11 protein-coding genes, 1 tRNA gene and 1 riboswitch are annotated in these 14,055 nt (G+C 68.4%); of the genes, 9 read left to right on the top strand and 3 right to left on the bottom strand.

What is annotated here, in order from left to right:
• The first annotated feature begins 24 nt into the window (after positions 1-24).
• Positions 25-109 (top strand) — tRNA-Ser (locus HUN08_RS00780).
• A gap of 25 nt (positions 110-134) precedes the next feature.
• On the opposite strand, the gene HUN08_RS00785 is transcribed toward HUN08_RS00780, so the two are convergent.
• Positions 135-449, bottom strand: a complete 315-nt coding sequence (locus HUN08_RS00785) for a multidrug efflux SMR transporter (protein WP_124245999.1) — start codon at positions 447-449, stop codon at positions 135-137.
• 10 nt (positions 450-459) lie between these two features.
• Positions 460-525, bottom strand: a riboswitch (guanidine-III (ykkC-III) riboswitch).
• Between the two features lie 184 nt (positions 526-709).
• Here HUN08_RS00785 and HUN08_RS00790 point away from each other — a divergent pair.
• The 5 genes from HUN08_RS00790 (at position 710) to HUN08_RS00810 (ending at position 4,814) form a co-directional block, all read left to right on the top strand.
• Complete coding sequence (locus HUN08_RS00790) at positions 710-1,096, top strand: hypothetical protein (protein WP_124245998.1); 387 nt, start codon at positions 710-712, stop codon at positions 1,094-1,096.
• Positions 1,097-1,140: 44 nt separating this feature from the next.
• Positions 1,141-2,805 (top strand): alpha/beta hydrolase, encoded by a 1,665-nt coding sequence (locus HUN08_RS00795; RefSeq protein ID WP_301546823.1) that lies wholly within the window; start codon positions 1,141-1,143, stop codon positions 2,803-2,805.
• Between the two features lie 98 nt (positions 2,806-2,903).
• Positions 2,904-3,353 carry a hypothetical protein gene (locus HUN08_RS00800; protein WP_124245996.1) on the top strand — a complete coding sequence of 150 codons (450 nt, stop codon included), beginning with the start codon at positions 2,904-2,906 and terminating at the stop codon, positions 3,351-3,353.
• Positions 3,354-3,408: 55 nt separating this feature from the next.
• Positions 3,409-3,909, top strand: coding sequence for a hypothetical protein (locus HUN08_RS00805; RefSeq protein WP_124245995.1), 501 nt, complete (start codon positions 3,409-3,411; stop codon positions 3,907-3,909).
• Positions 3,906-4,814, top strand: coding sequence for an aminoglycoside phosphotransferase family protein (locus HUN08_RS00810; protein WP_367649928.1), 909 nt, complete (start codon positions 3,906-3,908; stop codon positions 4,812-4,814). The genes HUN08_RS00805 and HUN08_RS00810 overlap by 4 nt, the downstream gene beginning before the upstream one ends.
• A 22-nt stretch (positions 4,815-4,836) precedes the next feature.
• Here HUN08_RS00810 and HUN08_RS00815 read toward each other — a convergent pair whose 3' ends face one another.
• Together HUN08_RS00815 and HUN08_RS00820 are read right to left on the bottom strand one after the other, a co-directional pair.
• Entirely contained in the window at positions 4,837-6,144 is a 1,308-nt protein-coding gene (locus tag HUN08_RS00815) for a wax ester/triacylglycerol synthase domain-containing protein (protein ID WP_124245994.1), read from the bottom strand.
• Between the two features lie 4 nt (positions 6,145-6,148).
• Positions 6,149-6,394: an acyl carrier protein gene (locus tag HUN08_RS00820; protein ID WP_124245993.1), complete on the bottom strand. Its 246-nt coding sequence runs from the start codon at positions 6,392-6,394 to the stop codon at positions 6,149-6,151.
• 205 nt (positions 6,395-6,599) lie between these two features.
• Here HUN08_RS00820 and HUN08_RS00825 point away from each other — a divergent pair, with 205 nt between their 5' ends.
• The 3 genes from HUN08_RS00825 to HUN08_RS00835 are packed head-to-tail and all read left to right on the top strand — an operon-like array spanning position 6,600 to position 14,055.
• A complete protein-coding gene (locus HUN08_RS00825) occupies positions 6,600-8,252 on the top strand; it encodes a long-chain-fatty-acid--CoA ligase (RefSeq protein WP_124245992.1) in 1,653 nt (550 codons plus the stop codon).
• Complete coding sequence (locus HUN08_RS00830) at positions 8,249-9,925, top strand: (2,3-dihydroxybenzoyl)adenylate synthase (protein ID WP_124245991.1); 1,677 nt, start codon at positions 8,249-8,251, stop codon at positions 9,923-9,925. The genes HUN08_RS00825 and HUN08_RS00830 overlap by 4 nt, the downstream gene beginning before the upstream one ends.
• 29 nt (positions 9,926-9,954) lie before the next feature.
• Positions 9,955-14,055, top strand: a complete 4,101-nt coding sequence (locus HUN08_RS00835) for a non-ribosomal peptide synthetase (RefSeq protein ID WP_124245990.1) — start codon at positions 9,955-9,957, stop codon at positions 14,053-14,055.

Raw genomic sequence — 14,055 nt, forward strand, 5'->3', positions numbered from 1 at the left:
CGGTCGGCTAGCCTTGTCGCTCAGGGAAGCGTGGCAGAGCGGCCGAATGCACTCGCCTTGAAAGCGAGCGTGGGTAAAACCACCGGGGGTTCAAATCCCTCCGCTTCCGCAGTAGACCTAGCTTGCGGCGAGGATCAGGCCGCGAGTTTCAGCCCGACCACGCCGCCCACGATGGCGATCAGGCAGACGATGCGCATGAGGTTGGCGGCCTCCGCTCCAGAAGCCATCGCGTACATAACCGTCACCGCTGCGCCGATGCCGACCCATACCGCGTAGGCCGTCCCGGTCGGGATGTCGCGCATGGCGTACGCGAGTCCGGCCATGCTGACGAGCAGCGCGACGCCGAACACGATCGACGGGGTGGCCTTCGACAACCCGTCCGACCGGCCGAGTGCTGTCGCCCAGACGGCCTCCATCAGACCCGAGACGATCAGCATGATCCAGGACATGTGGACTCCTCATCCACCGTCTTGTCGCGCTCCGGGTACGGCGGGCTCGTCCGGAAGCCCGTGAGCCGGGCTCCATTTCGACGGTACCGTCGCGTCCCTCGTCTGTCCGGCATAGCCGTGGTGATCTCGCGCCGACAATCGACGCTGCGTGAGCCGAATAACCTTCCGGGAGGAGGCTCCAACCGTCGACTGACTTCGGACAAATCGCCTTTTTGGTAAAGTCGCGGCAATTCGCTGAGCCCAAGTCTGGGGAGATCTTGATGGCACCGAAAACACCGCCTACGACGCCGCCGCGTGCGCCGATGCCCGCAGAGCCCGGTGTGGTGCCGGCCCCGCCCGGCCAGCCGGTTCAGAAGTCGGCCCAGTTTGGAATCCTGCCGAGCCAGGTGTCTGACATTGCCAACAAATGGAAGAACGAAGGCGACGCTGTCAACGGCCTCGACTTCTCTGCGCTTGGCGCGGCCAAGGGTGAGGGCAGCACTACCTTCGCAGCCGTGCGCGCCGTGCAGGGGCCGGCGAAGAAAGCGACGGATTCGATCGGTGAGCGCCTCAAGACCTTGGGAACGAAACTCGAGGCGTTCAACTCGCGGGTCGTCGAGACCGACGCGAGGGTCGCGGCCGACATCCGAAGCGTCGCGGAGCGGTAGTGCGACCCACTATCGACCAACTCCGAGGATGGGACATCGGTTCGTTGGAGAGCGCGCGAGCGGCGCTGGGTGGCAATACGCCGAAGCTCGACGGGTCGATTGATGCGGCGTATCGAGCGATCGACAAGGCCGATTCGTGGTACGGGCTGGTGCGGGACGCAGCCAACGAACGGATGACCCAGGAGTACGACCACGCGCAGGAGGTGCGCAACGTGCTCAATCAGATCGAAGACGAGGTCGACGACGCCGCCACCGATCTGGGATATGCCAAGTCACATGTGCTTCGAGCCGTCGACGACGCGATGGCCGAAGGGTTCACCGTCGGGCCCGACGGAACTGTTTCCCACCCGGACGAGGACAAGCAAGACGAGGCGCAGACCCGGCAGGCGGTGATCACAGCCGGACTCAACACGGTTGATGATCTGGACGAGAGGTACGGGTCGAAGCTGAACGGGTTGGTTGCCGACCTCGGATCGATGGTCAAGGGCCAACCGGATATGCAGATTCCGGGGATCGGATCGATAGATCCCGACGCGCTGGTCGGTCGTCTGGAACGGATGACGCCCGACGAACGCGCGGATCTGTTGGGGAAACTGACCCCTGAGCAACTGCGCCGCCTCTCGCAGGCCGATCCGGACAAGATTGGCAATATGGACGGAGTCCCGTTCCAGACGCGGATCGACGCGAACGAGACGAATATCCGCAACGCGCTGCAGGACGAGAGGCAGAAGCAGCCGCGGGACCAGGCTCGAATCACGGCATTGCAGGGGATGCTAGATCCGATCCCTGATCCACTCCACGTGTCGAACGGTGGGTATGACGGCCAAATTGAACGGACTTTTCTCGCGTTCAAGAACAACGGAAACGGGCACATGATCGAGCTAGTTGGCGCGATCGGTCGGGATACCAGGAATGCCGCGGTGTATGTGCCCGGAACGAACTCGAATATGAACGGGAGTCAGACCAACCACGATGCGGCCTGGAACCTGGCCAAGAAGTCGGGGGCGCCTGTCATCCTCTATATGAACGGTGACCTTCCGCAAGACATGTGGCCGACGTTCGGTGACTCCGACGCATTCGACACGACACCCGCCAAGCAGATGGCGCCGGGGCTGGTGAGTTTCGGGAAGGAACTGGACCGCACTCTGGACGGCGTGGCACCGGATGCGAAGACCACGTACATCGGCCACTCCTATGGGGGCTCTGTCGTGGGAACTGCCGAACAGTTGGGGCTGAATGCCGATCGGGTCATCTACGCGTCGTCGGCGGGGACCGGAGTCATCGACGACCAACCGTGGACTAACCCCAATCACGACGTCAAGCGGTACTCCCTGACTCCTCCCGGTGATCCCATCCATCTCTCGCAGGATGCTCCCATGCAGCACGGTGGCGACCCGGACACGGCGCCGGGAGTCACTCGGATCGACAGCGGCTACTACTCCAACGGCTCGCTCGTCGCTGGTAGGGAATCACACGGACATTACTGGGACGACCCCGGTTCCGATGCCTTCGAAAACATGGTCAAAGTGATCAAGGGCGACGAACCGACTCCGTACGTGAAACGCGCCCCTGACTATGCCTTCGCCTACAACCAGGGCATCGTCGACTTCTTCAACGATCCATTTAGCATTTTCCATGATGACGACGACACAACAATCTTGGCTCCAGGGCCATTGGGAGAGCCGCCGCCGGGGCGGCCGGTGGCGTGATGACTGACATGCGAACTACTACTGGGCGAACGGTTAGACGAGTTATCGCGTCGACGGCTTTCGCCAGTGTGCTCGCGACACTCTTGGGAGGTTGCACCGTGGATGCCAAAGATGTTCCGGCACTGGATATGTCGCGAGCCGAGGTGTGGCGCACGATCAACGAGAATCTGCATGTCGTGGACCCTGATTGGGTGGTAACGCCGTGGCCGGAGAGTCGCGTACTCCGTTACGGCTGTGCGACTAACCCGGACAATTTGATGTCGATGGGTCCACCGTGGAAGTACGAGGTGACTCGGTGGGTGGACGACCCCTCGGCGGAGCACATCGCTATGGTTCGGGCCGGTCTCGATGACCTGGCGCGCTACGGCTTCACCGTCGCTCCGCCGCCGCGACCCGATGACCCGCGGGATCTGACCGCGAAGGACGCGCGAGGGTTTACCGTCGTTGTCACCTATGAGACGGAGGGCAGCACGACGTCGAGGGTTGATGTTCGGTCCTTGTCTCCCTGCGTGCGGCACCCCGGTGAGGTCGACGATTGGCCCCGATGAGATATCGGCGATTCCAATGACGCTTAGAAGGCTGCGCAGGCGGTCACGACGTGGTGTGACGGCGATCGTCGTTACTGTCAGTGCGCTGGCCGCATCCCTCGGCGGCTGTGTGACGAACGCTGAAGATGTCCCGGCTCTTGATATGTCGCGAGGCGAAGTGTGGCGCACGATCAACGAGAATCTGCATGTCGTGGACCATGATTGGGTGGTGACACCGTGGCCGGACTCCCTCGTGCACCGCTACGGTTGCGCGACCAACCCCAAGAGCATGATGCCGATGGGTCCGCCGTGGAAGTACGAGGAATTGCAGTGGAAGCGCGATCCCTCGCCGGAATATCTCACCCGGATCGGGGCGGGACTCGACGACTTGGCGCGCTACGGGTTCACCGTCGCCCCGCCGCCGCGACCGGATGATCCGCGGGACTTGACCGCGAGGGATACGCAAAGCTTCTCCGTGATCGTCACCTACGGGACGGAGGGCAGCGCGACATCGCGGGTTGATATCCGCTCGTTGTCGCCGTGTGTTCGACACCCCGGCGAGGTCGACGACTGGTGATCCCCGAGGGTCTGCGGGCACAACGCCGACTCGGCCCCGACTGGGCGCGCTGGCTCGACGGGCTGCCCAAGCGGTGCGACGATCTGCTCGCCGACTGGGACCTCGTCATGGCTGGCGATCCCATGCACGGCTTCGCGTCGATCGTCATCCCGGTCCGGTCCGACGGGCTGGACGCGGTACTCAAGATCGGCTTCGACTCTGCTCCCGACACCGCCCAAGAACATCTCGCGCTGCAGGAGTGGGCGGGCGACGGCGCGGTCCGCATGTACCGCGCCGACCCGGGCCGGCGGGCGATGCTGCTCGAGCGCCTGAGCACCGTCGACCTCACCGGCGAGTGGGATCTGGCGGCGTGCGAGGTCGTCGCCGGCTTCTACCCGCGCCTGCATCGCCGCGCGGGTCCGCGGTTCCGCCCGCTGAGCGGCTTCCTGCGAACCTGGCTCGACGAGATGGCCGCCGACGCCGACGACCTGCCCGTCCCGCCGCGCCTGCTCGACCGTGCAGTGGCGCGCGGCCGCGAGTTCGTGGCCGACCCCGACTGCGACGGCCGGATCATCCACGGCGACCTGCACTACGAAAACGTGTTGGCCGCGCAGCGCGAACCCTGGCTCGTCATCGACCCGCAGCCGATGTCGGGCGACCCGCACTACGAGATCGCGCCGCTGCTCTGGAACCGCTGGGAGGAGATGGACGGCTACCTGCGCGAATCGATCCGCCGTCGCTTCGCCACCGCCGTCGAAGCGGCCGGATTCGACGAGGATCGCGCCCGCGACTGGGTGATCGTGCGGATGGTCGTCAACGCACACTGGAGCCTGCAGGACGCCAAGCGGATGAACCGCCCGCTCGACGCCGGCGAGCGCGACTGGATCACCAAGTGCATCAGCGTCGCCAAGGCGGTCCAGCGCTAGCGGCGAGGCAGCCGGAACCTTCTCAGGCGTCCGCGACGGCAGCCTGGGTGAGCACCGCGTCGAACGCGGCGCGGAACTTCTCGCCGTAATCCGGCAGCGCCTGCCCGTCGTACACGATGCCGAAGCTGGTCCGTGTTCCGAGGATCAGGATCGTCACCGAGAAGGAGTATCCGACCAACGGGGAGAGCGCCGTCAGGTCGTTGATCGGCGCTCCGAGCACGGTGCGCACCCGGGTGAAGCCGGGATTGACGCCGATGTGGATGTCGGGGGACATCTTCTTCATCGAGGCACCGGAGAGCACGCGGAAGATCGGCCACGGGGCGCGCGGCGCGTCGTCGGCGGCAGCGAGATACAGCTCGGGGCGGTCGCGTTCGATCCGCTTGAGTTGGTCCTGGATCCCGGGTAGCTGCTCCTCGACGGAAGCACGGTCGCCGGCGAGGTTGAGCAAGGAGACCGAGACGGCGTTGCCGGTGTGCCGGAACTCCTTGTCCAGGGTGACCGGGAGGGTGACGCGGATCGACGACGAAGAGACCGCCCCGCCGTCGACCACCGGCGGTGCCGAGCTGATCGTCGTGCCGATGGCGGCGAGAAGGTATTCGTGGACCGATGCGCCGGAGCGTTTGGCCGCGCGGCGCAGGTCGCGGGTCGAGACGCTGTGCCAGCCCGCCTCGCGAGCACCCGAGCCGGAGAGCTTGGGCCAGTGGCGCCCTTCCTGGCCGGTCTCCCAAGACTCCTCGAACGCCGCCTTCGCGGTCGCCAGCTCGTCGCGGTCGATCCCGCTGATGTGAAAGCGCGGACTCGTCGCGAAGCGGTCGAACTCGTCGAGCGAGTCCCCCTCCTCGTCGGCGAGCAAGGCCGAGAACGCGGCACCGGCGATGCCGTCGGAAAGGCTGTGGTGGACCCGCAGCAGGAGGAATTGCCGTCCGCCGAGTGTCGCGGGACTCAGAAGTGTGATGTGCCAGAACGGTCGGCCGCGTTCGAGATGTGCTCCCATCAACTCGCCGACCTGGCGGTGCAGGTCGGCGTCGTCGGCATAGCTCGCCGACGCGACCTGTGTGAGAACGTCGACCTCGTCGACCTCGATCACGCGCGGGCGCCGCCAGCGACCGCCGACGATCCCGGTGCGGAACAGTCGATAGCGCTTGGCCCGCGCCGCGACCCGCTCGCGCACCGACTCGACGTCAATCGACGTCTGGCCGCCGAGTTCCAGGAGCATGGCCCAGTGCATCGGCGCGCGCGGGGTGTCCAAGTGCAGGTAGGTGCAATCCTGGGGACCCAGCTCGATGGCCGCGTGGACGGGCGCGTCGGTCTCGACGGGGGAGGCGCTCATCGGGTCACACCGTCGCCATGCGCGAACGGACCAACTGCTCGAGGTCGTCGACCGACTTGGCCTCCAACATCTCGCGCTCGGTGAGCTTCACACCCAGCCGCTCCTCGATCGCGACGACCCCGATCGCCAGGGCGACCGAATCCAGACCCAGGTCTTCGACGAGGCGCGAGTCGCCGGAAACGTCGTCCAAGGAGAGGTCGAGATCCTCGACGAGGATCTCCTTCAGCGTGGTTTCGACATGGTCGGACATGGGTCCTCCTGGGGGCTCGGGAAATGGCGCTATCACGGTCCGCGCAGAAGGCCGACCGTGGCGAGAGTCACCGCAACCGTAGTAGACGTTCAGGCAAGGTGCAAGGTATACCTAACCTAAATCAATCCAGGATAGCCTTCGTTACGGCAATCCGGTGGATAACTATCAAAAAGCATCGCGCGTTTCTTACTTGGAGGCCAACCGCATGAGTACCTCGGTCCATACGTGGCTCACCAGCCCGGCGTCGGAGATCACCGGCCTGCACAGCGGCGACGATCCCTCCGATCTGCGGTTCCGCACCTGGGCGCAGGTCCGCGCGGCCGCCGCGGAAGTGGCTGCCGGTCTGGCCGCCGCCGGTGTCGGTCCGGGGGATTCCGTCGCGATCCTGGCCGGCGACCCGGGGGATGTGGCCGACCTGGTCCAGGCCATCTGGATGCGCGGGGCGAGCTTCACCATGCTGCACCAACCGACCCCGCGCACCGAGCTGCCGACGTGGCTGGAGGAGACCAAAGAGGTCATCGCGATGCTCGGCGCCCGCGCGGTCGTCGTGGGGGAGCCCTTCGCCGAACCCCTCGCCGGACTCGATCTGGGCACCACGGTGCTGCCGATCACGGGCCTCGCCGGCCACGACCCGGTGCAGCCGGTCCCCCTCGACGACGACGACCTGGCCATCCTGCAGCTCACCTCCGGCAGCACCGGGACGCCCAAGGCCGTCGCCATCACCTTCGGCAACGTGCAGGCCAACCAGGAGGCCATGCTCGCCGGCGTCCAACCCGCCGCCACCGACGTTGCCGTCAGTTGGCTGCCGCTCTACCACGACATGGGCATGATCGGGCTGATGGTGATGCCGATGCTCGCCGACGCCGTCGCGGTCGTCACCACGCCGCTGGCCTTCCTGCGCAAGCCGCAGTCGTGGGCCGAACTCATCACGCGCTTCGGCGGCACTTGCACCGCCGCCCCGAACTTCGCCTACGCGGTACTCGCCAAACGTCTGCGCCGCGCCCCCGAGGGCACCTACGACCTCTCCTCGCTGCGCGTGGCCATCAACGGCGCCGAGCCCATCGACGAGGCCTCGGCCGAACTCTTCCTCGCCGAGGGCGCCCGGTTCGGCCTCCGCCCCGAGGCGATGATGCCGTGCTACGGGATGGCGGAAACGACCCTGGCCGTCTCCTTCGACGACAAGGAGCGCCGCTTCACCGTCGACACCATCGACTCGGGTGACGCCGAATCCACCGCGACCGCCCGCCGCGTCGACCCCTCGGACATCGAGACGCGCAGCCGCACCCACGTCCGTCTCGGACGCCCGGTGGTGGGGATCGAACTCGTCGTCGTCGACGACGAGGGCGCACGCCTGCCCGCGGACCGGATCGGCACCCTGCTCGTGCGCGGTCCCGCGGTGACCCGCCGCTACTTGAAGCCGGGCGGATTCGTCGACGCCGTGGATGCCGACGGCTGGCTCGACACCGGCGACCTCGGCTACGTCACCGAATCGGGCGAGATCGTCGTGACCGGCCGGAAGAAGGACGTGATCATCGTGTCCGGCCGCAACCTCTCGCCGACGGTGATCGAGCGGGCGGCCACCTCCGTCGAGGGCATCCGCGCGGGCAACGCCGCCGCGGTCTCGTACCGGCGCCTGGACGGCCGCGAGGGCATCGCTGTCGTCGCCGAGTCGGAATTCGCCGACGACGACGAGCAGGCCCGGCGCATTCACGACGAGGTAGCGCGCGCGGTCTTCGAGGCGGTCGGGGTCTCCGTCTCGGCCGTGACCCTGATCGGGCGCGGTGAACTGCCGAAGACCCCGTCCGGGAAAATCCGCCGCCACAGCGCGGCCGAGTTGGTGGGGGTTACTCAAGAATGACGACCGACACGACGATCGACGACCTGACCGCGGACCTGCGCGACGGTTTCGCTCCGCATCCCTCGGCGGCGGCGCAGCGCTATCGCCAGGCCGGCGTCTTCGCCAACCGGGCCCTGTGGCAGTTCGTCGAACAGGCGGCGGCTGCTGCCCCGACGGCGCCCGCGGTCACCGATGCCTCCGTCGACGGCCCGCGCACGCTGACCTACGCCGAACTCGACGCCGCCGTGCGCTCCCGCGCCGCCGGTCTCATCGCCGCCGGTCTGCGGCCCGGGCAGCGCGCGGTGTTGCAGCTGAACAACTCCGCGCAGTTCGCGATCACCCTGCTCGGTCTGCTGCGCGCGGGTCTGGTGCCGGTGATGGCGTTGCCGGCGCATCGCATCGCCGAGATCGCCCACCTGGCCGCTGCGGCCGGTGCGGTCGCCTATCTCACCGAGGACGGTCGCCGCGGCTTCGACTACCGCGAGCTCGCCACGGAACTGCGACGACGCGTGCCCGGCGTCGCACATGTCTTCATCGACGGCGACCCGGGGGAGCACGACAAGCTCCCGGATGCCGATCCGCAAGATGCCGCTTCCATCGAGTCGACCCTGCCTGCTCCCGCCGACCCGGAACTCCCCGCTCTGCTGTTGGTCTCCGGCGGCACCACCGGGCTGCCGAAGCTGATCGCCCGAACCCACAACGACTACATGTACAACGCGCGGCAGTCGGCCGCGGTCACCGCGCTCACGCGCAACGACACCTATCTCGCCGCGCTGCCCGCGGCGCACAACTTCGCGCTGTGCTGCCCGGGACTGCTCGGGGTGTGGTCGGTCGGCGGGCACGTGGTCCTCACCGACAACCCGAGCCCGGACGCGGCCTTCGATCTGATCCAGGCGCACCGGGTCACCGTCACCGCGCTCGTTCCCGCACTCGCGCAGGTGTGGTGCGCGGCCACCGAGTGGGAGCCGGCCGACGTCTCGTCGCTGCGGCTGCTGCAGGTCGGCGGTGCCAAGCTCGCCCAGGCCGATGCCGCGGCGCTCGACGCCGCGCTCGGCCCGATCACCCAGCAGGTCTTCGGGATGGCCGAGGGCCTCATCTGTTACACCCGGCTCGTCGACGACCGCGATCTCGTCCACCGGGTGCAGGGGATGCCGATGTCGGAGTTCGACGAGGTGCGCGTCGTCGACGAGAACGGCACTGACGTCCCCGACGGCACCGACGGCGAGCTGTTGGTGCGCGGCCCGTACACGATCCGCGGGTATTACCGCGCGGACGGGAACGCCGCGCGGTCGTTCACCCCTGACGGCTTCTACCGCTCCGGCGACCGTGTGCGGCGCCTGCCGTCGGGACACCTCGCGGTCACCGGCCGGATCAAGGACACCATCGTGCGCGCCGGTGAGAACGTGGCCGCCGACGACGTCGAGGAGAACCTCGCCGCCCACCCGTCGATCCGGCAGGCCGCGGTCATCGGGCTTCCCGACGACAGTCTCGGCGAGCGGATCTGTGCGCTGGTCGTCGCGTCGCACGAGCACCCGCCGGGGCGGCCGCTGGAGCTGGCCGAGGTGCGGGGTTTCCTCTCGACCCGCGGGATGGCCCCGTTCAAACTCCCCGACGAGGTGCGGCTGGTGCCGTCGTTGCCGGCCACCGCCGTCGGCAAGGTCGACAAGCAAGCCCTGCGCGCCCAGTACGCCTGATCCCAATTCTTCTAAGCGAGGTAGTTCCCATGTCGGTTGTCAGTTCGGACACCGCGACGCAGATCGACGTGCGCGCCGAAGTCGCCGCCGTTCTCGGCGTCGAGGCCGATTCGCTGAACCGCGACGCCGACCTCGTCATGCACGGCCTCGATTCGCTGCGCGTGATGCGATTGGCGGGGCAGTGGCGCAAGCGTGGCTTCGACGTCGACTTCGCGCGCCTCGCCGCCGACCCGACCCTCGACGCCTGGGCTGCTCTCCTGGGTGCCGACGCCGCCGAGTGGGCACCCCAAGTCCGCCGAGTGGGCACCCCAAGCGCGCCGAGTGGGCACCCCGGGGGCACCGAGTGGGCGTCGGGCACCTTCCCGCTCGCCCCGATGCAGCACGCGTACTGGGTCGGGCGGTCCGACAGCCACGCGCTCGGCGGGGTCGCCGCCCATCTCTACGTCGAGTTCGACGGGGATTCGCCGGTCGACGCGGCAGACCGGTTCACCGCGGCGGTCGACGCCCTCGCGCAGCGCCACCCGATGTTGCGCACCCGGGTGAACGCCGACGGCACCCAGACCGTCGGCAACCCGCACCCGGAGTGCAGCGCGGTGTACGATCTGCGCGCCTCGACGGTGGAAGAGGTCGACGCGGAGCTGGCACGCCGGCGCGAGCAGGGGACGCACCGGATGCTGCCCGTCGAGGAGGGGGAGATGTTCCGCGCCGAGTTGACGCTGCTGCCGGGCGGGCGCAGCCGGATCCACCTCGACGTCGACATGCTGGCCGCCGATGCGATGAGTTATCGGGTCCTCGTCGACGATCTGGCTCAGCTCTACCGCGGAGGAGAGCTGAAGCCGCTGACCAGCACCTACGAGGAACTGAGCCAGACGCGCTCGGCGCAACCGGCCCGCGAGGCCGACATCGAGTGGTGGCGTGCCCGTCTGGCCGACCTTCCCGGTGCCCCCGAATTGCCCAGGACCGAGGCTGCACTCCAGGACGGACACGCCCGTACCGTGCGCCTGCACCACCGCGTCGACGCCGCCGACTGGTCGCGGCTGGAGACACACGCCCGCACCCGCGGCGTGACCCCGGCGGCCGCCGTGGCCGCGGCCTTCGCCGAGGCGGTCGGCACCCGCTCCGCCTCGTCACGCTTCCTGCTGACCGTCCCGATGTTCGACCGCGACACCGCCGACCCGAACGGCGAGCACCCCGACCTCGAGCGGGTCGTCGGCGACTTCACGTCGTCGATCCTCGTCGCCGTCGACCTGAGCCGTCCCGCCACTTTGGCCGAGCGCGCCGCCGCGATGCGCGACGAGATGCACGACGCGATGGCGCACGGATCCTTCGGCGGACTCGACGTGCTGCGCGAACTGTCCCGCTTCCAGGGCGAGCCGGTGGTGTCGCCGGTCGTCTTCACCAGCGCACTCGGACTGGGCGAGCTGTTCTCCGACGCGGTGCGCCGCGACTTCGGCTCCCCGTCATGGATCGTCTCGCAGGGACCACAGGTGCTGTTGGACGCACAGGTGACCGAGGTCGAGGGCGGCCTGCTCCTCAACTGGGATGTGCGGACCTCGGAGTTGCCGCGCGAGGTCGCCGAGGCGATGTTCGCCTACTACGTGCGCGCACTGGACCAGCTCGTCGCGGGAGAGTGGGATGCCCCCGCGCCGGATCCCGTCGACGAGCCGACGCGCGCGGTGCGGGCTGGCGTCGAAAAGCCGCTGCCGCGGACCGATGTCTTCGACGGCACCCTGCACGGAAGATTCGTCGAACTCGCCGCGCAGCGCGCCGAGGCGCCCGCACTGATCACCGACGCGAGGACGTGGAGCCATGCCGACCTCGTCGACGAGGCGCGTCGGGTCGCCGGCGCGCTGATCGAGGCGGGGGTGTCGCGCGGCGATACCGTCATCGTGAACCTGCCCAAGGGCGGGCAGCAGGTGGTCGCGGCGATCGGCGTGCTGCTGGCCGGCGGCGCCTATGTGCCGATCAACCCGAACCAGCCGGCTGCGCGTCGCGAGCGGATCCTCACCGTCGCCGAGCCGGCCGCGATCCTGACCGATGACCCATCGCGGTGGCCCGCGGCCGCCGGCGTCCTCGACTTCGCCACCGCCGTCGCGCACACGCCGGCCGAACCGGTGGAGGTGACCGGCGACGACCTCGCCTACGTGCTCTTCACCTCCGGGTCCACCGGGTTGCCCAAGGGAGTCGAGCTGCCGCACCGGGCGGCCGTCGCGACACTGACCGACCTCGTGGAGCGCCTCCGTCTCACACAGGGCGACCGGTCGCTCATGGTCTCCTCGCTCGAATTCGACCTCTCGGTCTTCGACGTCTTCGCCCTGCTCGCGGTCGGCGGATCGGTCGTCGTCCCCGACGACGCCGGTGCGGGCAAGGCCGACGATTGGGTGCGGCTCCTCGCCGAGCAGCAGGTCACCGTCCTCAACTGCGTCCCCTCGATCCTGGGCATGATCCTCGACCTGGGTCCGCTGGCGCCGTCCGTGCGCGAGATCATCATGGGCGGCGACAAGGTCGATGTCTCCCTGCTCGAGCGTGTCGCGCAGCAGTCGCCGCATTGCCGCGCCGCCGGACTGGGCGGCACCACCGAGACGGCCATCCACTCCACCTACTGCGCGGCCGCCGACATCCCGCCGGGCTTCGCATTCGTGCCCTACGGCTTCCCGCTCGCCGGTGTGGCATGCCGCGTCGTCGACGAGCAGGGTCGCGACCGGCCCGACTTCGTGCCGGGCGAACTCTGGATCGGTGGGGCCGGTGTCGCCGCCGGCTATCGCGCCGACGCGGAGCGCACCGCCGACCGCTTCGTCGAGCACGACGGGCAGCGCTGGTATCGCACCGGCGACCTCGCGCGCTACCTCCCGGGCGGATTCCTCGACTTCCTCGGCCGCGCCGACCACCTGGTCAAGGTGCGCGGCTACCGCATCGAACTCGGCGAGGTGGAGGCCGCGCTGCTGCGACAGGCGGTCGTCACCGGTGCCGTCGCCTGGTCGGACGGTCGGGACCTGCGCGCCGCGATCACCGTCGACGATGAGGCGTCCACGGCCGACGAGGTGCGCGCCGCGCTGGCCGCCGATCTGCCCGAGCACATGATCCCGCGCTCGGTGATCGCCCTGTCCGAGCTGCCGCTCACCGGCAACGGGAAATACGACCGCAAGAAGGTCGCCGAACTCTCCGTCGCCGACGAGCCGACCGGGGCTGCGGCCCCGCGCACACCCGTCGAAGAGGTCCTCGTGGACGTCCTCGGCGGAGTCCTCGGCACCGATCGCATCGGCGTCCACGACGACTTCCTCGCCCTCGGCGGCGATTCGGTCCTCGCCACCCGCTTCGTCGCGCAGACCCGCGAATGGCTCGACGTGCCGCGGCTGTCGGTCGCCGACGTCTTCGCCAACCGCACCGTCGCCGGGCTTGCCGAGCGGATCGTCGGACTCGACCCCGACGTCGAAACGGCCGCGGCCGAGTACCTGGAGGTCATGGCGATGTCCGACGACGAGGTCGCCGCCGAGCTGCAAAGCGCCGAGTGGGCACCCGAATCCCCCCGAGTGGGCACCTCATTGTCACCGACTGGGCACCCGGAGCGCCCACTGCGCGAACGGCTCACCCACGTGCCGATGGATGCCGACGCCCATACGGCGATCATCCGCGAATGGCTCAACCATCCGAAGTCGAAGTACTGGGAGATGCTGACCGCCTCGCACGAGGAGGTCGCGACAATGATCCGCGACGCCCAGACCGGCGAGCCCTACGGCATGCGCCTGGGCCTCTTCGACGGTCAGCCGCAGTTCCTCTTCGAGCTGTACGACCCGACGGTCAGCGAACTCGCCGATCCGAGCACCGGGTACGTCCACGCCGACGGCGACATCGGGATGCACCTGCTGGTCGCGCCGACCGACGAGCCGATCGCCGGCTTCACCGCCGAGGTCATGCTCCACATCATTTCGACGGCGTTCTTCGCCGCCGGTGCCCAGCGCGTCGTCGTCGAGCCCGACGTCCGCAACAGCCACGTGCAACGACTCAACGCCGGGGTCGGGTTCACCGTGGCCGGTGACTACCCCGTCGGCAAGAAGACCGCGCGCCTGAGCTACTGCACCCGTGACGACTTCACGAGGCTCACCGACAACGGACGGCGGATCGCGCAGTGA

The organism is Gordonia sp. X0973 (assembly GCF_013348785.1).
Classification (GTDB): Bacteria; Actinomycetota; Actinomycetes; order Mycobacteriales; family Mycobacteriaceae; genus Gordonia.

Coding starts and splice junctions, on each gene's coding strand:
- HUN08_RS00785 (WP_124245999.1), bottom strand. CDS start 449: ATGTCCTGGATCATGCTGATCGTCTCGGGTCTGATGGAGGCCGTCTGG.
- HUN08_RS00790 (WP_124245998.1), top strand. CDS start 710: ATGGCACCGAAAACACCGCCTACGACGCCGCCGCGTGCGCCGATGCCC.
- HUN08_RS00815 (WP_124245994.1), bottom strand. CDS start 6,144: ATGAGCGCCTCCCCCGTCGAGACCGACGCGCCCGTCCACGCGGCCATC.
- HUN08_RS00820 (WP_124245993.1), bottom strand. CDS start 6,394: ATGTCCGACCATGTCGAAACCACGCTGAAGGAGATCCTCGTCGAGGAT.
- HUN08_RS00825 (WP_124245992.1), top strand. CDS start 6,600: ATGAGTACCTCGGTCCATACGTGGCTCACCAGCCCGGCGTCGGAGATC.
- HUN08_RS00830 (WP_124245991.1), top strand. CDS start 8,249: ATGACGACCGACACGACGATCGACGACCTGACCGCGGACCTGCGCGAC.
- HUN08_RS00835 (WP_124245990.1), top strand. CDS start 9,955: ATGTCGGTTGTCAGTTCGGACACCGCGACGCAGATCGACGTGCGCGCC.